The 18,706-nt window shown below is 62.1% G+C and carries 22 protein-coding genes and 1 tRNA gene; 3 read left to right on the forward strand and 20 right to left on the reverse strand.

The window, feature by feature from the left end; all coding sequences use genetic code 11:
• Nucleotides 1-8 precede the first annotated feature (8 nt).
• The 3 genes from DK366_RS21225 to DK366_RS12640 all read left to right on the forward strand — a co-directional run bounded on the left by DK366_RS21225 (nucleotide 9) and on the right by DK366_RS12640 (nucleotide 1,568).
• Entirely contained in the window at nucleotides 9-179 is a 171-nt protein-coding gene (locus DK366_RS21225) for a hypothetical protein (protein WP_157956520.1), read from the forward strand.
• A gap of 120 nt (nucleotides 180-299) precedes the next feature.
• Nucleotides 300-809 (forward strand): hypothetical protein, encoded by a 510-nt coding sequence (locus tag DK366_RS12635; protein WP_109125914.1) that lies wholly within the window; start codon nucleotides 300-302, stop codon nucleotides 807-809.
• Nucleotides 810-1,568 (forward strand): DUF3800 domain-containing protein, encoded by a 759-nt coding sequence (locus DK366_RS12640; RefSeq protein WP_109125915.1) that lies wholly within the window; start codon nucleotides 810-812, stop codon nucleotides 1,566-1,568. It begins immediately after the preceding gene.
• Between the two features lie 366 nt (nucleotides 1,569-1,934).
• Here the strand turns inward: DK366_RS12640 and DK366_RS12650 are convergent, their stop codons facing one another.
• The 20 genes from DK366_RS12650 to phaR form a co-directional block, all read right to left on the reverse strand.
• Nucleotides 1,935-2,528 carry a hypothetical protein gene (locus tag DK366_RS12650; RefSeq protein ID WP_109125917.1) on the reverse strand — a complete coding sequence of 198 codons (594 nt, stop codon included), beginning with the start codon at nucleotides 2,526-2,528 and terminating at the stop codon, nucleotides 1,935-1,937.
• Between the two features lie 46 nt (nucleotides 2,529-2,574).
• Nucleotides 2,575-2,724, reverse strand: a complete 150-nt coding sequence (locus DK366_RS21230) for a hypothetical protein (RefSeq protein WP_232821029.1) — start codon at nucleotides 2,722-2,724, stop codon at nucleotides 2,575-2,577.
• A 240-nt stretch (nucleotides 2,725-2,964) separates the two neighbouring features.
• The gene (locus DK366_RS12655; protein WP_109125918.1) at nucleotides 2,965-4,425 is read right to left on the reverse strand and encodes a toxin-antitoxin system YwqK family antitoxin; all 1,461 of its coding nucleotides are present in this window, start codon (nucleotides 4,423-4,425) and stop codon (nucleotides 2,965-2,967) included.
• Between the two features lie 253 nt (nucleotides 4,426-4,678).
• Nucleotides 4,679-5,917 carry a tyrosine-type recombinase/integrase gene (locus DK366_RS12660; RefSeq protein WP_109125919.1) on the reverse strand — a complete coding sequence of 413 codons (1,239 nt, stop codon included), beginning with the start codon at nucleotides 5,915-5,917 and terminating at the stop codon, nucleotides 4,679-4,681.
• A gap of 186 nt (nucleotides 5,918-6,103) precedes the next feature.
• Nucleotides 6,104-6,189: transfer RNA gene (locus DK366_RS12665), tRNA-Leu, on the reverse strand.
• 25 nt (nucleotides 6,190-6,214) lie between these two features.
• Complete coding sequence (locus DK366_RS12670) at nucleotides 6,215-6,793, reverse strand: cysteine dioxygenase family protein (RefSeq protein ID WP_109125990.1); 579 nt, start codon at nucleotides 6,791-6,793, stop codon at nucleotides 6,215-6,217.
• 69 nt (nucleotides 6,794-6,862) lie between these two features.
• A complete protein-coding gene (locus tag DK366_RS12675; protein WP_109125920.1) occupies nucleotides 6,863-7,963 on the reverse strand; it encodes a homoserine O-acetyltransferase in 1,101 nt (366 codons plus the stop codon).
• Nucleotides 7,964-9,010, reverse strand: a complete 1,047-nt coding sequence (locus DK366_RS12680; RefSeq protein WP_109125921.1) for a tetratricopeptide repeat protein — start codon at nucleotides 9,008-9,010, stop codon at nucleotides 7,964-7,966.
• The gene (locus DK366_RS12685) at nucleotides 9,007-9,429 is read right to left on the reverse strand and encodes a cytochrome c-type biogenesis protein (protein WP_109125922.1); all 423 of its coding nucleotides are present in this window, start codon (nucleotides 9,427-9,429) and stop codon (nucleotides 9,007-9,009) included. The genes DK366_RS12680 and DK366_RS12685 overlap by 4 nt, the downstream gene beginning before the upstream one ends.
• Before the next feature lie 92 nt (nucleotides 9,430-9,521).
• Nucleotides 9,522-10,064, reverse strand: coding sequence for a DsbE family thiol:disulfide interchange protein (locus tag DK366_RS12690; protein WP_109125923.1), 543 nt, complete (start codon nucleotides 10,062-10,064; stop codon nucleotides 9,522-9,524).
• Complete coding sequence (locus DK366_RS12695; RefSeq protein WP_109125924.1) at nucleotides 10,061-12,034, reverse strand: heme lyase CcmF/NrfE family subunit; 1,974 nt, start codon at nucleotides 12,032-12,034, stop codon at nucleotides 10,061-10,063. The genes DK366_RS12690 and DK366_RS12695 overlap by 4 nt, the downstream gene beginning before the upstream one ends.
• Nucleotides 12,031-12,498 (reverse strand): cytochrome c maturation protein CcmE, encoded by a 468-nt coding sequence (gene ccmE, locus DK366_RS12700; RefSeq protein ID WP_198651540.1) that lies wholly within the window; start codon nucleotides 12,496-12,498, stop codon nucleotides 12,031-12,033. Before ccmE ends, DK366_RS12695 begins: the two co-directional genes overlap by 4 nt.
• Nucleotides 12,499-12,686: 188 nt before the next feature.
• Nucleotides 12,687-12,872 (reverse strand): heme exporter protein CcmD, encoded by a 186-nt coding sequence (ccmD, locus tag DK366_RS12710; protein WP_109125926.1) that lies wholly within the window; start codon nucleotides 12,870-12,872, stop codon nucleotides 12,687-12,689.
• Complete coding sequence (locus DK366_RS12715) at nucleotides 12,869-13,627, reverse strand: heme ABC transporter permease (protein WP_109125927.1); 759 nt, start codon at nucleotides 13,625-13,627, stop codon at nucleotides 12,869-12,871. Before DK366_RS12715 ends, ccmD begins: the two co-directional genes overlap by 4 nt.
• Nucleotides 13,628-13,637: 10 nt before the next feature.
• The gene (gene ccmB / locus DK366_RS12720) at nucleotides 13,638-14,324 is read right to left on the reverse strand and encodes a heme exporter protein CcmB (RefSeq protein ID WP_109125928.1); all 687 of its coding nucleotides are present in this window, start codon (nucleotides 14,322-14,324) and stop codon (nucleotides 13,638-13,640) included.
• Nucleotides 14,321-14,959, reverse strand: a complete 639-nt coding sequence (gene ccmA / locus DK366_RS12725) for a cytochrome c biogenesis heme-transporting ATPase CcmA (protein ID WP_109125929.1) — start codon at nucleotides 14,957-14,959, stop codon at nucleotides 14,321-14,323. The genes ccmB and ccmA overlap by 4 nt, the downstream gene beginning before the upstream one ends.
• A gap of 300 nt (nucleotides 14,960-15,259) precedes the next feature.
• Nucleotides 15,260-15,679 carry a DUF3293 domain-containing protein gene (locus DK366_RS12730; protein WP_109125930.1) on the reverse strand — a complete coding sequence of 140 codons (420 nt, stop codon included), beginning with the start codon at nucleotides 15,677-15,679 and terminating at the stop codon, nucleotides 15,260-15,262.
• Nucleotides 15,672-17,072: an NAD(P)/FAD-dependent oxidoreductase gene (locus DK366_RS12735; protein WP_109125931.1), complete on the reverse strand. Its 1,401-nt coding sequence runs from the start codon at nucleotides 17,070-17,072 to the stop codon at nucleotides 15,672-15,674. Before DK366_RS12735 ends, DK366_RS12730 begins: the two co-directional genes overlap by 8 nt.
• Before the next feature lie 156 nt (nucleotides 17,073-17,228).
• On the reverse strand, nucleotides 17,229-17,990 hold the full coding sequence (gene phbB, locus DK366_RS12740) for an acetoacetyl-CoA reductase (protein WP_109125932.1): 762 nt from the start codon (nucleotides 17,988-17,990) through the stop codon (nucleotides 17,229-17,231).
• A 96-nt stretch (nucleotides 17,991-18,086) separates the two neighbouring features.
• Complete coding sequence (gene phaR, locus DK366_RS12745) at nucleotides 18,087-18,575, reverse strand: polyhydroxyalkanoate synthesis repressor PhaR (RefSeq protein WP_109125933.1); 489 nt, start codon at nucleotides 18,573-18,575, stop codon at nucleotides 18,087-18,089.
• Between the last annotated feature and the right edge of the window lie 131 nt (nucleotides 18,576-18,706).

Below are 18,706 nucleotides of genomic sequence, written 5' to 3' on the forward strand. Positions count from 1 at the left end.
ATGTAGCTATGACCATTGACGATAACGCCGTTGCCGTACTGGCAGCATTGGTGGCTGGAGATCGTTGGCTCAACGCTGATGCGTGCGCGGTGTATCTCGGCATGGTCATGCCCAAGGGGGATCCCAATCGCCGCGGCTTCCTGGAGCGTGTTGCTTGCCGCCCGAACCAAACCCGGTGACGCGCTCGTGGAAGAGGTCCGAGGTGAACGAGTGGGCGATGAATCAGCGAAAGCATCGCAGGTGAACGGAGCTGGCTCTTGGTAGTGTTCGAAACTGTAGGGGTATTGGAGAGAAGCGGAATGGAGTTGTTGTCGTCCAAGCTGGAACGAGCGGATCGGCTAGTAGAGATCGCGAGTCGTGCGGGCTATGCCCTGTGGCAGCTCCAGACCCTTGAGGGCGCCTTGGCGCAATACTTCGTGTTAGTAGCGCAAGCTACCAAGGGCATGGGCGAAGAAGCTGGGAACGCGCTCTTCGAGAAGGCGAACTCGGGAACGTTCGGCGCTACCATCACAAAGTTGCGTAAGTCCGGCAAATTATCGCCTGGGCTTGAGGGCCGTTTTCAAACGCTTCTGACCGAAAGAAATTGGCTCGTCCACAGGTCCAGAACGACCAGCGGGCATGCGATCAAGAGCGATGGAGCGTTTCACGAACTTCTTGACCGCCTTGATCGTATCGCTGATGAGACTTCGCTGCTTCTGCGAGAGATTGGCAAGCTAGCAGAGATCTTTGTCCTGTCCAGCGGAGTACCAAAAGCAACGATAGATCAACTCGCGGAAGAGCTCGTGGAGAAATGGGTTGGAGGAAATTGAATGGCGATAGCTATTCCCGGTTCGGGCTACAGCGACTACCTGGTGTTCATCGATGAGAGCGGGGACCACGGACTTAAGAGCATCGATGCTAACTACCCAGTATTCGTTCTCTGCGCGGCGCTTTTTAATAGGCGAGAGTATGTCGAAGCGATTTGCCCCGCCTTAAACGCTCTGAAGATGGACTTCTGGGGGCATGATGAGGTCATCTTGCACGAGCACGACATTCGCAAACCGAAGAATCAATTTGCTTTCCTTCAGGATGCCGCGAACCGCAATGCGTTCCAGGAAAGGCTTTCAGCATTTTTGGCACAAGCAAAGTTCAAGCTTGTTTTCAGCGTTATCCATAAGGACCGCTATGTGGAGCGTTACCAGCTACCACGTAACCCCTACGACGTTGCCATGAGCTTCGTACTGGAACGTGTTTTCCTGGATCTGCACTCGAAAGGGCAGACCCACAAGCGCACCAAAGTCATTGTTGAGTGCCGCGGTGCGAATGAAGACGCCCAGCTAGGGGAGGCGTTTGCAAGAATCGTCGGGGGTGAGAATGCTTGCGGGCGTCCTCTGCCGTTCGACCTACTTATGATTCCAAAGCTGTCAAATTCGATTGGTCTGCAGATCGCGGATCTCTGTGCCCGCCCTATGGGCATCAGATCGATTCGCCCGAATCAGGCCAATCGAGCATACGAGATCATTGCTGGAAAGATTCGGCGGGATCAACAGGGTAGGGCAGAGGGATGGGGTGTAAAATTGTCCCCATAAAAGCGAAAGGCCCCAAACCGAAGTTTGAGGCCTAGCGCCGACCGGAAATTTCCAGTCCGACTTGACACTACTGTAAACCAGCATCAGCGCTTTTTCCACTGCCATGGAAGGGTCCGTTTAGCCCTCGCGCCTAGATGCTCATTCCGGCTCGTCCACCTGCTCAAGGCGGAGGAACCCTTCCTCATCCTCGCCAAGGCTCCGCAAGCGATTCCGGCGGCCACAAACGCGGCACATGAAGTGCAGGCCGAAGCTATCTATGGTCGCCTCGGCGCCTCCCGTGAAATCAGGGAACTCGGTATGGCAGCGGATGCAGATCCACATGCCATCGATTCTAGCGCCGCACAGCGTCAGGGATGCGGCGTGATGTCAGTCTCGCTTTTTGTCGGCGAGCAGTTCGCCGATCTTTGCAAGCCCATTGTCGGTGTGGAAGAGGCAATCCACCATAGCTTTGCGCAGGATGGGCTCGATAGTCACCCCGTCTTCGCCAGCAAGCACATTCCACGCGAAATCGAGCGATTCGATATTTGCGTGGACGTCGATGGCTCGCGCCACCGCAAGGAGAGTTTCGTGCGCCGCACCGTCGAGAAGGTGCAAGCGGTCGTAGACCGGCGCCCACTCCTCAACGAATGGAAACGAGTCCCAAAGCTCGCGTTTGGCAGAGGTTCCGTCTGGTGTCTTCATCTCAAGGAACAAGGGGGCGCCATGACCTTCAGGCCACTGCTTCAGAATCCACCGCAGTCTGTTTGCCATGCGGGTGAGGATTGGTCTGACAACCAGCGCCATTCCCATTGCAGTGTCTCGCGCCTGGTGCTGACGAGTGCGCTCGCCTCGTTTGTAAAGAGCGACGGGCACGCCAATGGCTACCACCAGGCCGATTTTCGAACCGATGAACTGGCACCATGCTGCCGTTGCCTGGCTCTCCGCGGCCAACAGCGCGGCCTGCTGAGGATCGATCCCCATGCGTGAACTCCCCCTTCTCCTGAATGGCCCCATGGTAGCGGGATCGTTAGCCGCGGCGGACCCTCGCTCGCACACGGTCGAGCGCCGCGTGCTTCTCGGCCTTCCGCGCTTTCACAGCGCGAACAATCGCAGCGATGCCGGCGATGGCCAGCACCGCAGCAGCCGCCAGCACGAACACCAGGTTGGCGTCATCCATCCATTCCGGTCGCGGCCTGTAGGGCCGCGCCAGAGCCGTGAGAGCCATCGTCATGCGTCTGCGCCCCATCCTTTTCAGTGCGCCTATGATTCGCGCCATCCTCGAAGGGCGCAAGACAGGGGTGCCTCATGGCAGGCATTGGAGACTACCTCTCGTGGGTTCTCTTGCTCGTGCTTGCATCGTAGGCTAAATAAAAAAGCCTCGCCGGAGCGAGGCTTTTCTATGGCCGATGTGATTTAGTTATCCGCGCGGATGCACCGCCGCAAAGACCTTGGGAACAACGCACCCAGGGCTGCCTGCAATACAGGTTGCCGAGCCCTTGATCATGAAGTCCCTATAGGTTCCAGCCCCAATTTCAGCCACCGAGTCGCTTCGGCACATGACCCCATCTTGGCCTTCGTCAGCGCAGAACGCCGGCTCGGGTCCGTTGGAGCCTTGAAATTGGAAGATAACAATCTGAGTTGGCGATGGGTTGCCTGCCCGCGTCGCTCCGTCAGTATTTGCGGGCGGTGCCTGCAGTGAGCCTGGCGGAGATGATCCTTCAGGGGCCGCAAGGTTTCCGCCAATAGGCCACAAACTTCCCGTTGCACCCGCGAGCTTGCCGTTGTCGCGGGTCGCTTCGATGATCAGTTGCCCTTGATCGTCCCAAGCTTTTTGCGTCCCAGTCGGAATGCCGCTAACAAAGGTCGTTTCAAACTTGGCGATGCCTCGATGGTCGAATGACCAACCGAACTTTCCAGTCATCGTACCGAGTAGCACACCTGCATCCCAGTCGAATTTACGGAAACCGGTTTCGAGTGGATCAAGGGGTGATCTCCTCGTTGACAGTGGATTGAACTCGATCATCAGCACTTTGGCTTTGGTCCAGTCAAACTGAAACGCATTGACATAACCATCGACCTGCCAACCACATCGATCAGTACATTCGATCTGGTCGCTTTCGACTAGTTGTCCCTTTTCGTCGCGTACTTCGACCGTGGCGGATTTGAGAAGACCGCGCGACCAGACGCGCTTCCAATCAGCGTTGTTGTCAACATAGTGCTGGTTGCCGTCTGCGATACCGTCCACGAAATTTTGTTCATCATGCAGCTGGCCATCCGGTGAAAACTCCTTGCGGACTCCGTTCAGCAGTCCGTTCTTCAGAGTCATCGTCACGCGCCCATTGTTGCTCGCCGCCTCCTGATGGCCCGTGGGTTTGCCATTGGACCAGTTGAAGTCTTTGAGAACTACTTTCCCTGTCGTGTCCCATTCCTTTTCAGCGCCATCTTGCACGCCGTTCGACCAAGTCAGCTCATGAATCAATGCACCAGAGTCGTCATAGATCCGCTCGTGACCATCTTTCTTTCCATCTTTCCAAGAAGCCTCATAAGTTGTCTTCCCTGAAAGATTCCAACGAGTTTCAGACCCGTCCTTTTTCTCATTGGAAAAATGGGTCTCTGTTACTTTCCTTCCATCATTGGAAAAGCATTCTGCTTTACCGTCGATCACGCCCTTTTTGTACGAGATGTTGCATTCGCCAACTTGAAACGTGTCGTAGAGGCTGATCTTGGAATGTGTAACAGTGCCGGTGAATGGTTCGGAATCGTGGAGTTTGTACACAAGTCCCTGCACAGTTTCCGTTTGTCGCTGATCCACCTCTTCTCCGCCGCAAGCAGTCAGCGCCAAGCACGCCGCAAGCGCAGCGATACGATAGTCTTTCATTGTTTCCCCTATCCCTGTTGTGTGAAACGCGTCACAGTCTAACCTCCGCCTAGGAGGCTCCTGCAAGCCCTGCTGGAGTTATCGGCCCGCTTGCCGAAATTATTAGATGGCACTCGGTGAACCCGTTTGTCCAGCACCCGGCCTAAGTCCGTTTGATATGCGGAGTTTTCAGACGTCGGATTGTGGGGGCAATTTGAGTGGCAGAAGATCCGACAGGAGAAATGGATGGCCACTGCTATCGGGGCAATGTCTTTCAGGACACTTTTTGTTTGATTGCTACAACCTTGCCACCAGCTCTTAGGCCATCAAGGTAGTCCGCCCAAGCCTGCATCATGCGCTTCCTCTCATCGAGGTACTGCGCGGCATGCGTGTATGCCCCGCGGACTTTGTTGGACTCTGCGTGAGCTAGCTGACGCTCGATGGCATCAGCATTCCAACCCATCTCGTTCAAGCGTGTGGCGGCCATGCTTCGGAAGCCGTGACCAGACATCTCGTCGCTGGCGTAGCCCAAGCGGCGAAGGGCCGCATTGATGGTGTTCTCCGACATCGGGCGGCTGGCGGTGCGGACACCAGGGAAGACGAAGTGGCCGTGTCCTGTCAGCTTGTGTAGCTCACGCAGGACATCGACGGCTTGGCTTGATAGCGGCACTAGGTGTGCTGCCTTCATCTTCATGCGTGGGCCAGGGATGCGCCAGATCGCATTGTCGAGGTCGAGCTCAACCCACTCTGCCTTCCTCAGCTCACCAGGTCGCACGAAGACGAGTGGAGCGAGTTTGAGCGCGGCCAAGGTGACGTACTGTCTGGTAAAGCCCTCAATGGCGCGCAGGAGCTCGCCGATCTTCTTGGGGTCGGTAATGGTGGCCCGGTGAGTCGGCTTGGGCGTGGTGAACAGCCCACGCAGGCTGGCGGTGATGTCGCTGTGTGCGCGTCCTTCGAGCACGGCCCAGCGGAAGACCTGGCCGGCGTTGATCTTCACACGGCTTGCCGTTTCACGCTTGCCGGCGTCCTCAGCCTTCTTGAGGACATCGCGTAGCTCGAGTGCCGTGATCTCCGTGATGGGGCGCCGGCCGATGTGAGGGAAGAGGTACGATTCCAAGCGCCAACGATCCTTCGCTGCAGTCGTCTCTGCCGTGTCCCCCTTGGTTTCACGTGCTGCCATCCAGTCGCGCGCAACGCGCTCGAACGTCTCTGCAGCGACAGCTTCAGCCTGGACCTTGGCGGCCTTCTCAGTCTTCCGGAGCGCTCCTGGATCCTGACCCAGAGCTAGTAGTCTGCGCGCGTCTTCGCAACGCTGGCGGGCATCGAGCAGAGACACCGCGGGGTAGGGGCCTAGCGCGAGTAGCTTTTCCTTGCCGGCAACTCGGTACTTCCATCGCCATAGCTTCGAGCCAATTGGATTGACGAGCAGATAGAGGCCATTGCCCGTGGCGATCTTGTAGGGCTTGTCTTGGGCCTTTGCTTTGCGCAGGGCGACGTCTGTGATCGTCGGCATCTGGGGGTATCCGGGATTCAGTCATGGGGCATATACCCCCGCTACCCCCAGATATACCCCCCAGAAGGGGTGAGATTCCAAGACACGGTATGGGACAAGATGGAACAATCAGGCATAAAAAACCCGCATATCTGCGGGCTTTTCCTTAGTTCCTTGGACTGTATGGGACGTCCTGAAACTTCTACTTGGTACCGGTGATAGGACTCGAACCTACACTCTATCGCTAGAAGCGGATTTTGAGTCCGCCGCGTCTACCATTCCGCCACACCGGCATTGCAGCGGGACATTATGCCGGGTTCAGTGGACCGGGTCGAGCCCCAATTGACGGTCGGAGCGCTGGTACTGGTTGTGGCCCACGGGCTGGAACACGGCGCAGTGGGTCATGGCGCCGGAGTAGATGTGCAGGCTCACGGCTACGGCGTCATCGCTGGGGTTGCGGATGGTGTGGTATTCGTGGGGCGGGATCAGGCTGCCGGCGGAGCCGGGGCCGGCCTGGATGGAGCCCACGGGCTGGAAGCAATAGTTGCCGTCTTCGTCGGCCAGGCGCTCGTACTGGACCACTTCCAGCGCGCCGCTCCACACGCCTTCCACGCACCACATGCCGCAATGGTCGTGAATGGGGGTGCCCTGGCCGGGGCCCCAGGTCATGGCGACCACGGCGTAACCGTGTTCCTCGCTGCGGTACAGCTCGCGGCGGGCGTAGCGGCCTTCGGCGGTTTCGAACACGCAATCGGGCAGCTTCACTTCCTGGCCGCGGATGAGGCTGCACAGGCTGTTGCGAAGGCTGTCTGTCACGGCGCGCGTGGTGTCCTGCGACACGGCGGCGTCAATGGCGTCGATGAGTTTGCGTGAGCCGGGGAAATCCAGGGTAAGCATGGCGTTCTCGGAGGTTGCGTGCTGCCCGCCCATCTTAGCAGCGCCGGCCCCAGGGCGCAGGCGGCTGCGTCAAAGCCCCCGGAGGAAACCGCCTATGGCCCGGCTGTAGTTGGGAATGTCGACCAGGAAGGCGTCATGTCCCTGCGGCGAATTGAGCGCCACGAATTCCACCTCGGCATCGGCGGCGCGCAGGCCTTCGGCAATCTGTTCCTGTTGCTCCAGCGGGAACAGGATGTCGGTGCTTACGCCGATCACCATGGCCTTCTGGATGCGGATGCGCTTCAAGCCTTCCAGGATGCTGCCGTTGCCGTATTCGGCGATGTCGAACCAGTCGCTGGCGCGCGACAGGTAGAGATAGCTGTTGGGATCGAACGTATGCACGAAGCGCTGCGCGTGACCTTGCAGATACGACTCCACTTCGAACTCGAGGCCGAACGGGTTGTCGTCGCGCTGCTCGGGATCGAGGCGGATGCGCGCGAAGCGGCCGTTCCATTCCATGGCCGAGCGATAAGTGATCACGCCGAGCTTGCGCGCGATGCTCATGCCATCCAGGGGGTAGTTTTCGTCCGTGTAGCGCCCGTTGTTCCAGTGCGGATCAAGACGGATGGCCTCGCGCTGCAACGAGCGGATGGCGATGGCGAAGGGCTGTGCCTGCGGTGCGGTATCCACGCTGATGTGCGCGCGCACCGTGCCGGGGTGCAGCACCATGTAGGCGAGCGCGCTCATGCCGCCCATGGAGCAGCCGATGAGGCAGGAAAGTTGTTCGATGCCCAGGCTTGTCACGGCGACATGCGCTGCGTTCGCCACGTCTTCCAGCGACAGCTCGGGAAAGTCGAGGCGGTAAGGTTCGCCCGTCGCCGGGTTGATCGATGCGGCGCAGGTGGAGCCCTTGTCGCTGCCCAGCGAGTTCACGCAGATGACAAACCAGCGCGAGGTATCGATGGCCTTGCCGGGGCCGATCATCGCTTCCCACCAGCCTTCGCTGGGATCTTCAGCGTTGGAAGCAGCGTGAGCGCTGGGCGAGAGGCCGGTGAGCAGCAGCACGGCGTTGTCGCTCGACTCGTTCAACGTGCCCCAGGTTTCATACGCCACGCGCGCATCGCGCAGTTCGCCGCCACGTTTCATCGCGAAGGGCGAGGGCAGTGGGCAGTAGCGGCGAGCGTCGGCCATTTAATGAACCTTATCGATGCTGATCTTGACGGGCGAATGCGTGTTCACGTCGACCACACCGGCATCGCCTTCCAGGTCGCCTGGCTGGGCGATGGCCTGGCCGCTCTTGCTGATGCGGGCGCCGACGAACACGCGCGATGCCGAGGATAGTTTGAGTTGCGGCGTCATGCCCATGCCGTCGTTGAGTGTGACGGTGGCGGGCAGGGCGGAGGCGTCCATTTTCGCCACGGCCAGCGGCATCGGCGGGCCCTGGTCGGCGCGGGCATAAACGAACAACGTATCGCCCGGCGCGAGCTTGTCCTTCAGCGTGGGAGATAGGGCCACCTGCACCTGCAGCGAGGGTTGCGTGGCTTCCGCTGCCGGGGTTTCCGGCGCGGTCTTGCCGGCGCCGTTGATGCGCGCATCGGCCACGGCGATCTGCTCGGCCACGGCCTTGGCCACGTTGGAGTCGGGGTCAAGCTGCGGTTGCAGCTGGCGCCAGGTGGCCGCGGCCTTGGCGTATTCGTCGTGCTGGAACTGGCTGATGCCGAGCAGCCACAGGCCGCGCTGGCTTTGCGGGTCGATCTGCACGGCGCGCTCAAGCAGTTCGCGTGCACGGCCTTCGATGCGGTGATCGTCGCGCAGCAGCGAATCGGCTTCGGCCCAGCCCACCATGGCCACGCCGTTGTTCGGGTCTACGCGCAGTGCTTCACCGTAAGCGTCGCGTGCTTCGGTGGAGCGGTGCATCACGCTGTAGGTCTGTCCCAGCAGCATCCAGCCCTGCACATCGTCCGGCTTCTGCACCAGGTGCGCCTTCAGCTCGTCGACGGCCTGGTCGATACTCATGCCGGTTTGGGCCTTGGGCACGCCATTGAGCGCCACCGGCGTACCGATGGCCATGTAAAGGCCGACGGCTGCCAGCGGCAAACAGAACGCCACGACCATGGCGAGCACGAACAGGCCGCGGGGTTGTCCCTGCTGGCGCCCATGACGAATCAGCGGCCACAACAGCAGTAGCAGCGCCGCGACGATCATCGCCGCAGCGATCAAGTAAAAAGCCAGCCTCACCAGTCGTCCCCTTCATTGGCCGGCTTGTCGTCGGTGATCACGGCTCCTGCGCGTCCGCGACGGCGCACGGTGACCACAACCACGGCGGCGCCTGCCAGCAGTATCACCAACGGCCCGAACCACAGCAGCAGCGTGTTGCGGTTCACGGGCGGGTCGTACAACACAAAATCGGAATAGCGATCGACAAGGTACTGCTTGATCTCCTCGTCGCTCTTGCCCTGCTGCATCAGGTTGAACACTTCGTGGCGCAGGTCGCGTGCAAGGTCGGCGTTGGAGTCGGCCAGGTTTTCGTTCTGGCACACCAGGCAGCGCAGTTCGCGCGTGAGGTTCTGGAAGCGGACTTCCTGCGCGTGATCCTTGAAGGGCAGGGGATCGATGGCTTGGGCGAATGCCAGGCTTGCAAAGAACAGCAGCGCCAACTGTAGGAGCGCACTTTGTGCGCGACCCCATGCTCGCCGCTTCGTCGGGTTGTCGCGCACAAAGTGCGCTCCTACAGGGGAGCGGTGAGGGGTCACGGCTGCTCCTTCGCCAGTGCGGCAATGGCCGGCTTCAATTCCTTCTCGATCGCTTCCGGCGTCAGCGGGCCGATACGCTTGTAGCGAATGATGCCCTTGCCATCGACCAGGAAACTTTCCGGCGCGCCATACACACCGAAATCGATGGCGGTGCGGCCTTCGCGATCCACGATCACCGTGTCGTACGGATTGCCGTGCTTGTCGAGCCAGTTCTTGGCGTCCGCGGCTTCATCCTTGTAGTTGTAGCCGATGACAGGTACGCCGATGGACTTGCCTTCGGCCATCAGCACCGGGTGTTCCTCGCCGCAGGCAATGCACCAGCTGGCGAACACGTTGATGAGGTAGGGTTTGCCGAGCAGCGCGTCGCGGCTCACCGTCTGTGCGGGATCGTCCAGTTTGGGCAGCACGAACGCAGGCGCAGGCTTGTTGATCAGCGGCGACGGCACTTCGCGCTGGTCATGCTGCGTGTTCCACCAGATGCCGAAGCCGAACAGCGCCACCAGCAGCAGGAAACCGAAGAACGGAATCAGGCGGCTCATGCGCGCGACTCCTGCAGCGCGGGCGAGGAAATGGTTTCGGTTTCGGCGACGCGCTTGGTGCGGAAGCGACGATCAGCGGCGGCGAAGAAACCACCCAGCATCATGAAAAGACCGCCGGCCCAGATCCAGCGCACGAACGGTTTGTCGTAGAGGCGCAGGGCCCACGCACCCTCCGGCTGCTTCGGGTCCATGGGTTCGCCGAGCGCCACGTACAGGTCGCGGAAAAGGCCGGGGTTAATGGCCGATTCCGTCTGCACCTGGCCGCGCAGGTAGGTGCGCTTCTGCGGATGCATCACGGCGACTTCGCTGCCGTTGCGCATCACGGTGACCACGCCCTGGTCACCCTGCCAGTTCGGTCCGGTCGTGTGCTGCACGCCATCGAAGCGGAATTCGTAGCCGCCGATGCTTTCGGTCTGGCCCGGTGCCACGCGCACGTCGCGCTCCACGCTCAGCGCATTGGTGAGCAGTACGCCTGCCAGAAACACGCCCACGCCAAAGTGTGCGAGCAGCATGCCGGCCATTTCCGCGGGATAACGGCGCCCAGCGGGCATCTCGCGCCAGCGCTTGAACACGTAGAGCAGCGTGCCGAAGCCGCACCACACCGCCGCGGCCGTGCCGGCAATGGCTTTCGATTCACCACCGGTGGCGAACGCCGCGAGGATGGCGCAGGCAACAGCCGCAAGGCCTGCACGCCACAGCACGTTCTTCAGCACCGGCACGTCGCTCTTGCCCCAGCGCAGATACGGGCCGAACGGCAGCAGCACGACCACGGGAATCATCAGCAGGGTGAACAGGAAACCGAAGTAGGGCGGTCCCACCGAAATCTTGCCCAGGTTCAACGCATCGCCCAGCAACGGGAACAGCGTGCCAAGCAGCACCATGGCAGCGGCCACGGTGAGCATCAGGTTGCCGATGAGGATGGCCGTTTCGCGCGACACCACGCTGAAGGGCTTGCCGCCCGCCACCTTCGGTGCGCGCAGCGCATACAGCAGCAACGAGCCGCCGACCACCACCGCGAGGAAGCACAGGATGAAAAGGCCGCGGCGCGGATCGGATGCGAATGCATGCACCGACGTCAGCACGCCCGAGCGCACCAGGAACGTACCGAGCAGCGACAGCGAAAAGGCGAAGATGGAAAGCAGGATGGTCCACGCGCGCAGGCCGCCGCGTTTTTCCGTCACGGCCTGTGCGTGGATCAACGCCGCACCCACCAGCCAGGGCATGAAGCTCGCGTTCTCCACCGGGTCCCAGAACCACCAGCCGCCCCAGCCGAGTTCAGCGTAGGCCCACCAGCTGCCCGCGACGATGCCGGCAGAGAGGCAGCCCCATGCCACGTTGGTCCACGGACGCGCCCACCGCACCCACGCCTGTTCCAGTTCACCGCCAAGCAAGGCAGCGATGGAGAACGCGAACGCCACCGAGAACCCCACATAGCCCATGTAGAGCACCGGCGGGTGGAACGTCATGCCCGGGTCCTGCAACACCGGGTTGAGGTCGCCGCCATCGGGCGGCATGGGCAGCAGGCGTGCGAACGGATTCGACGTGAAGATGATGAAGGCGAGAAAGCCCACCGCCACCAGTCCGAGCACGCCGAGCACGCGCGCCACGAACACGTCCGGCAGGTTGCGGCTCAAGGTGGCCAGCGCGAGCGTCCACAGGTTGAGGATGAAGATCCACAGCAGCAGCGAACCTTCGTGTGCACCCCACACGGCCGCGATGCGGTAGTACCACGGCAACGCGAGATTGGAATTGTCGGCGACGTACTGCACCGAGAAATCGAACGACAAGAAAGCCCACGTGAGCAGGCCGAAGGCGAGCGCCACGAATACGGCTTGCCCTGCGGCGGCCGGTCGCGCAATGGCCATCAGGGCGCGTTTGCCGTTCCATGCGCCGACAAGTGGAAGAACGCCCTGCGCAAACGCGAGCAGCAGGGCGAGGATCAGCGCGAGTTGGCCCAGTTCCGGCGTCATTGCGGCTTGTCCTGCGCGGCTTCTTCGTTGACGTTCTTGCCCTCGTGCGCCTTCGCCATGGCGTCCTTCAATTCCTTGGGCATGTAGGTTTCGTCATGCTTGGCCAGCACTTCGGTGGCGATGAAACGTGCGTTGTCCATGTGGCCCGTGGCGATCACCGACTGATTGTCGCGAAACAGGTCGGGCAGGATGCCGGTGTATTCCACCGGCATCGATCCGCTGGCATCGACCACGGTGAAGGTGACCTTCAGCGTATCGTTGGCGCGCTGGATGGAACCGGCCTTCACCATGCCGCCGAGGCGGAACGTCTTGTAGCTGGTCGCCTGTCCTGTCTGCACCTGACTGGGAGTGAACAGGTAGTTCATGTTCTGCTGCAGTGCGAACACGATCAGGCCGACGGCGACCACGGCGGCGGCAATCACGAGCAGGACAATGGTGAGGCGGCGTTTGCGGGTGGGGTTCATGCTCATTCGTCTGGAAACGTGTTCGAAGTTTTTCCAACGTGTCGATCGCCCTCACCGTCATTCCCGCGAAGGCGGGAATCCAGCGCCTTTGATCGTGCGTGGAAAGACACTGGATTCCCGCCTTCGCGGGAATGACGGTGAGGAGATTGGACCTTGGCGCAAGACATCAATGAGGTTCTCAGTGTGCCTTACGGCGCGGACGGGTTGCGTTGCTGGCGCGCGGCCTGGCGCGCCATGCGCCCACGCAACTCGCGCAGGTTGCGACGACGGCGCAGCCACGGGTTCACATAGTCGGCGATAAGGACGATGAAGAACACGGCATAGGCTGGCCACACGTACATGGCGTAGCCACCCATCGCGAAGAACGCGCTCATGCGCGGCCCTCCGCTTCAGCGATCTGCTTGACCCAATCCTTGCCACTCTCCATCGACAGCAGATCCGTGCGCACGCGACCGAACAGGCTGGCGATGTAATAGAACTTGGTGGCGGCCATCATGGTGAGCAACGGCCACAGCATGGCGCCGCTGATCTTCGACGGACCGAGGATGCGAATGGTGGAACCCTGGTGCAGCGTGTTCCACCAGTTCACCGAGAAATGCACGATCGGCACGTTGATGATGCCGATGAGGGCGAGGAACGCCGCGGCGCGCGCGCCCTGGCGGCGGTCTTCGAACGAGTGGTACAGGCCGATCACGCCGAGGTAGAGAAACAGCAGCACGAGCTCGGAGGTAAGGCGCGCATCCCACGTCCACCACGTGCCCCACATCGGCTTGCCCCACAGGGAACCGGTGACCAGCGTGATGAAGGTGAATGCCGCGCCGATGGGCGCCGATTCCATCGCCACCACTTCGGCCAGCTTGATGCGCCACACCAGCGAGATGAACGAGGCCACGGCCATCATGCCGTAGCAGAACAGGCTCATCCATGCGCATGGCACGTGGATGAAGATGATGCGATAGGCATCGCCCTGCTGGTAATCGGCGGGCGCCAGCACCAGGCCGCCGTACAGCGCGATGGCGCCAGTGATCAGCGCAAGTCCCAACGCCCAAGGCCGTACGATGCCGGCAAAGCGGTAGAAGTTCGGCGGCGAGCTGAGCTTGTGAACCCAGAGTGGGATCCAGTTGGCCATGAGAACCTGTCTATGCGTCCAGAGCGATGCGGAGGGCGGCAGCACAGGCGAGCGGAGCCAATACCAGGGCCATAACCAACGCGGCCCCCAGCCAGGCAATGGGCGCAAGCCACGGCAGCCCTTGTTGAGCCGCGGCGACAGCGCCTGCGGCAAAGATCACCACGGGTACGCACAGCGGCAGCAGCATCAGCGCCAGGAGCATACCAGAGCGTCGCGTGCCAGCCGTCAGCGCCACCAGCACGGCGCCAAGCAGGCTCAGCAGGGGCGTAGACAGCAGTAGCGCGTAGACCAGCACCGGCATCACCGCCGTCGGCAAATGCAGCATGCCGGCCAGCAGGGGCGCGATGACGATGAGCGGCAAAGCCGTGGTGATCCAGTGCGCGAGAATTTTCATGCCGAGCATGAGTGCCAGCGGCTGGGGTGAAAGGATGAGTTGTTCCAGCGATCCGTCTTCGATATCGCTGCGGAACATGGCATCCAGCGCCAGCAGCATGGCCAGCAACATGGTCACCAGCACCGCGCCACCGGCGATGCGCTGGAGCAGGGCATCTTCCGGCCCCAGCGCGAACGGGAACAGCGTGATGACGATGAGTGCGTAGAGCACCGGCATGACGATGTCGCCACGACGACGCCAGGCCAGGGTGAGGTCGCGGCGCAGCACGGCGGCGCAGGCGGATACGAGCGGCGCGTGACTCATACGTGCATGCGTACCCGTTTGGGTTCGCCGTGGAGAAAGCTCACCGCGCCGTGGCTGGTCACCAAGGCTGCACCGCCTTCGGCGGCATGCTGTTCGAGCAGGCGGTTCACCATGTCGATGCCGATGCGGTCGAGATTGGCGTAGGGCTCGTCCAGCAGCCAGAGCGTAGCGGGAAGCAGCAGCAGGCCGGCCAGCGCGGCGCGCTTTTTCTGGCCGGCGGAGAGACGCCGGGTGGGTTCGTCTTCATAACCGGCCAGGCCGATGTCGGCCAGCACGTTGTCCACCGAGCGACCGTCACGCGTGCCGTAGAGGCCTGCCGCAACGACGAGGTTCTCCCGCGCGGTGAGATCGGCTTTCAAGCCGAGGTGATGGCCGAGGAACAAGGTGTCGCCGAGATGCTCCTCGCGCCGCCACGGTTTTCCGCGCCACGTGAGCGTGCCCTCGTCGATGTGCAGCAATCCGGCGAGGATGCGCAGCAAGGTGGTTTTGCCGCTGCCGTTGTCGCCTTCCACCAACGCCACTTCGCCCTCGTGGAGGGAGAAATCCAGCGGGCCGAACACGGGTTCGTCCTGGCGGTAGAAGGAGAGCGCCCGAGCCTCCAGGAGAGGCGGGGCGACGGCGTCGGGTGCAGTCATCGGTCGATTGTCCGCAAAGCCCGGCGGGCTTGTCCATGCGGCGGGGTGACGCCAAAGGGTGGTGTGGGTTTCGGGGGGAAGGGCGCCCGGCGTTCTGGAGGCTTGGTCAAAGTCTTGCCAGAGAGTTGCTAACCACTCACCGTCATTCCCGCTTTCGCGGGAATCCAGCGCCTTTGGGGCTGCTTTGACGAGCAAAAGTCACTGGACGACCAGCCCTTGGGGCTGTTGAAAAGGACCTCCCGCTTTCGCCGGAATGACGGTGAGGGACATGGGTGTCAATGCAAGTCTTTGAATAAGCGCTTAAGCGAGCCCGGTAAGTCGCAGCGTGGCGAGGCCATCGGATCCGCCGTGGATGTAGCCGAGCTGCCCGAAGCGGACCGCCAGTGCATCGCATTCACCGGTACCGGGCCCGACCACCCATAGGCTCGGCTCTCGCCATGGCGGCGTGGTGGCGACGCCCACGGCGGGCTGGATCAGCGCGACGTCTGGCAGGGCGCGGAGTGCCGTGAGCATGTTGCGCAGGGCGGAGCGGTTTTCCATCAGCGAAGCAGGCTGTGAGCGAGGATTCCAGGCCGTGATGAACCCCCAAGGCAGCTGCCTGGTCAGCGCATCGAGCACCGGGGGCAACGGCTGCCCGATGCGGATGGTGGCCCAGCCGCCCCGCGCCAGGCGCACCCGATACGCGGTGGCCCGGTACGCGGCGAGCAGGGTTTCATCCATGCCGCAGGTCGGGCAGGGCAGGCAACGTGGCCCGCAATGCGGCGATGGCGGCGTTCAGATCGACCGAGGTGGCATCGGCGGAGCCGCGCAGCAATTGATCCAGCAAGACGTCCTGTGCGCGCCCGCGTTCGTAGGCGTACGAGTAAGGCAGGTGCGTGAAGGTCACCATGCGATAGCGCGCCATGAAATGTTCGGGTGCACGCTCGGCAAGCAAAGCGCCCAGTGCGCGTTTGGCCAGGTAGTGCGGGTCGGCAACCGAGTCGCGCATCTCGATGTAGTTTTCCAGCGCCATGGCGGCGATGGCATCGCTGTTGGGTTGGCGAATGCGCTGGAACTCGGCAAACACGTCGGCGGTGTCATCGGGCGATTCGGCCAGCAGCGACGCCAGCACCACGGTGTCCTCGAAGCCGCAGTTCATGCCCTGGCCGTGGAACGGCACGATGGCGTGCGCCGCATCGCCCACCAGCAGGGCGCGGCCGTCCAGCTGCCAGCGGTCGAGATAATGCGTGGAAAGCGTGCCGACCGGATGGTTGTCGTAATCGTTGGCAAAGTCCGGAATCAGCGGCAGCAGGTCGGGGAAATCGTCTTCGAAGAACGCACGTGCCCGCGTTGAATCGGCGATGGTATCGAAGCTTGGATGCGCGCCGTGGGCCGGCAGGAACAGCGTGACGGTGAAGCTGCCTTCGGTGTTGGGCAGCGCGATGCACATGTAGCCGCCGCGCGGCCAGATATGCAGCGCATGCGGCTCCAGGGCGAATTGGTCGTGGCCGCCGCTGAGCCCCACAAGGTCGGCGGCAAGGCCGCCCGCCGGTGGAATTTCCAGCTCCTTGTAGCCATGCCCCAGCGATTCCACGCGCTCGCCCAGCGGGGAGTACGCGTTCATCGCGGCGCGCAAGGCGGAGCCGGCGCCGTCGGCACCGATGATGACCGGTGCGTCGAGTTCGCGCGAGACGCCCTGTTCGTCGACCAGGCGAATGCGGTGGCCATCGAAATCCGCACTGGCCAGCGACTGGCCGAAATGAAAATTCACACCTGCCGCTTCGGCCGCATCCAGCAGCAGCATGTTGAGCGCGCCACGCGATACGGACCAGATGACTTCGCTGTCGTCCACGCCATAGCGCTGCAGGCCGGAACGCCCGTCGCGCGTGTGCACCATGCGGCCGCGCATCATCACGGCGCGCTGCAGCACGTCATCGGCCAGGCCCGCTTCGCGCAGCGCCTGCAGGCCGCGTTCGGCAAGGGCGAGATTGATGGATCGTCCGCCGGTGAAACCGGCAATGCGCGGGTCAGGGCGCTTTTCGAACACGTCGACGGCGAAACCGCGCCCGGCCAATTGCTGCGCCAGCAAGGCGCCAACCAGACCGCCGCCAATGAGGGTGATGTGCTTCGCCATGGAGTCTCGATGGGTGAGTCGCCGCCCTTTGGCGGCTGCCAATGGTCAATAGTAAATAGTAAGAGCGGGAGCGCTGCCTATCCCAACTGACTCTTTACAGCCGCTGCAGGCGGCGACTTGCAGCTCGCCGCAGGTGAGCGACTTATCCGGCCACATTCAGAAACTCATGAAATACCCGCCGTTGACCGGCAGGTTGGCGCCCGTGATGTAGCCGGCATCGTCCGCGGTGAGAAACGCCACGGCGCGGGCAATATCGCCCGGCGACCCCAGACGGCCAACCGGAATGTCCGCGATGATCTGCTCGCGAATGTCCTGCGGCACGGCGGCCACCAGCGCGGTGTCGCAATAGCCGGGCGAGACGGTGTTCACTGTGATGCCCTTGCGCGCGGTTTCGCGAGCGAGTGCCATGCCGAAGCCATGCACGCCGGCCTTGGCGGCGGAGTAGTTGGTCTGGCCGAACTGGCCGGTCTGGCCGTTGACCGAGCTGAGGTTGACGATGCGACCGAAGCCGCGCGCGCTCATGCCCTCGACCACGTTGCGGCACATGTTGAAGACGCCGTCCAGATTCACGCGCATCAGCTCGTGCCATTGCTGCGGCGTCATCTTGCGCAGGCTGGTGTCGCGGGTGATGCCGGCCGCGTTCACAAGGATATCCACCGCGCCGTGCTGCGCCTCGACGCGCTGGACCAGCTCAGCGCAGCTTTCAAACTGGCTGACGTCGGCGTGCTCGAACTTCACCGCACCGTTGAGATCGGCCAGTTCGTGGCGGAACGCGTCGAGCCTTTCCTCGCGTCCGGACAAGTCGACGGCGATCACCTGGCGACCCGCTTCGGCCAGTTGGCGACAGATTTCCGTGCCGAGTCCGCCGATGCCGCCGGTGACCAGGGCGACACGCGGTGCGTGGGTGTTGGCGCTCATGTGAAAGACTCGTGCACATGCCGCAGGGCAGCACGTGTTGTGCTGCAGCGGTGAGTGAGACGGAAGGGCGACCGGCGTGGCGCCGGCCGCAAGGAATCAGCCCGGCTTCTTGGTGGTCGGGCCGCGCGACGTATGAGATTGCGTGGCCGTATCCATCAGGCCGCGCTGCATGTTGCGCCACGCTTCCATGTTGCGCTCGGTCAGGTCGTTGAGCATCGACCACGGCGTCTGGCCCAGCATGGTGTTGAGCTGCGTACGGAACTGCTGCTGCTGGTCCAGGAAGACCTGCAGGCTGCGTTCCAGGTACGGGCCCATGAAGCCCTGCAACGAGTCGCCGTAGAAGCGGATGATCTGACTGAGCAGCTGGGGAGACAGCATCGGCTGCCCCTTTTCCTCGTGCTCGGAGATGATCTGCAACAGGACGGAGCGGGTGAGGTCCTCACCGCTCTTGGCGTCACGGACTTCGAAGGTTTCTCCGTCCAGCACCAACTGACGGACCTCTTCCAGCGTGATGTAGCTGGAGATTTCCGTGTCGTAGAGCCGACGGTTCGGATACTTCTTGATGGTGCGGATCGTTTGTGCCATGCACACAAACTAGCAGAAGGTATTGCGGCGCACCAGTCGCCCAACTGGTATTAATTGCTGCACTGGTCAGTTGCAGCAATTCCTGTTAGATCAACTACATGCATGTTTATGCCGATTTGTGCCGGATTGCG

The sequence above is a fragment of the Dyella sp. C11 genome, from assembly GCF_003121485.1.
GTDB lineage: Bacteria > Pseudomonadota > Gammaproteobacteria > Xanthomonadales > Rhodanobacteraceae > Dyella.

Coding starts and splice junctions, on each gene's coding strand:
- DK366_RS12655 (WP_109125918.1), bottom strand. CDS start 4,425: ATGAAAGACTATCGTATCGCTGCGCTTGCGGCGTGCTTGGCGCTGACT.
- DK366_RS21230 (WP_232821029.1), bottom strand. CDS start 2,724: ATGGATGACGCCAACCTGGTGTTCGTGCTGGCGGCTGCTGCGGTGCTG.
- phaR (WP_109125933.1), bottom strand. CDS start 18,575: ATGGCACAAACGATCCGCACCATCAAGAAGTATCCGAACCGTCGGCTC.
- DK366_RS12690 (WP_109125923.1), bottom strand. CDS start 10,064: ATGAGCCGCCTGATTCCGTTCTTCGGTTTCCTGCTGCTGGTGGCGCTG.
- DK366_RS12715 (WP_109125927.1), bottom strand. CDS start 13,627: ATGGCCAACTGGATCCCACTCTGGGTTCACAAGCTCAGCTCGCCGCCG.
- ccmA (WP_109125929.1), bottom strand. CDS start 14,959: ATGACTGCACCCGACGCCGTCGCCCCGCCTCTCCTGGAGGCTCGGGCG.
- DK366_RS12735 (WP_109125931.1), bottom strand. CDS start 17,072: ATGGCGAAGCACATCACCCTCATTGGCGGCGGTCTGGTTGGCGCCTTG.
- DK366_RS12670 (WP_109125990.1), bottom strand. CDS start 6,793: ATGCTTACCCTGGATTTCCCCGGCTCACGCAAACTCATCGACGCCATT.
- ccmB (WP_109125928.1), bottom strand. CDS start 14,324: ATGAGTCACGCGCCGCTCGTATCCGCCTGCGCCGCCGTGCTGCGCCGC.
- DK366_RS12675 (WP_109125920.1), bottom strand. CDS start 7,963: ATGGCCGACGCTCGCCGCTACTGCCCACTGCCCTCGCCCTTCGCGATG.
- DK366_RS12660 (WP_109125919.1), bottom strand. CDS start 5,917: ATGCCGACGATCACAGACGTCGCCCTGCGCAAAGCAAAGGCCCAAGAC.
- DK366_RS21225 (WP_157956520.1), top strand. CDS start 9: ATGACCATTGACGATAACGCCGTTGCCGTACTGGCAGCATTGGTGGCT.
- ccmE (WP_198651540.1), bottom strand. CDS start 12,498: ATGAACCCCACCCGCAAACGCCGCCTCACCATTGTCCTGCTCGTGATT.
- DK366_RS12650 (WP_109125917.1), bottom strand. CDS start 2,528: ATGGGGATCGATCCTCAGCAGGCCGCGCTGTTGGCCGCGGAGAGCCAG.
- DK366_RS12640 (WP_109125915.1), top strand. CDS start 810: ATGGCGATAGCTATTCCCGGTTCGGGCTACAGCGACTACCTGGTGTTC.
- phbB (WP_109125932.1), bottom strand. CDS start 17,990: ATGAGCGCCAACACCCACGCACCGCGTGTCGCCCTGGTCACCGGCGGC.
- DK366_RS12730 (WP_109125930.1), bottom strand. CDS start 15,679: ATGGATGAAACCCTGCTCGCCGCGTACCGGGCCACCGCGTATCGGGTG.
- ccmD (WP_109125926.1), bottom strand. CDS start 12,872: ATGAGCGCGTTCTTCGCGATGGGTGGCTACGCCATGTACGTGTGGCCA.
- DK366_RS12635 (WP_109125914.1), top strand. CDS start 300: ATGGAGTTGTTGTCGTCCAAGCTGGAACGAGCGGATCGGCTAGTAGAG.
- DK366_RS12695 (WP_109125924.1), bottom strand. CDS start 12,034: ATGACGCCGGAACTGGGCCAACTCGCGCTGATCCTCGCCCTGCTGCTC.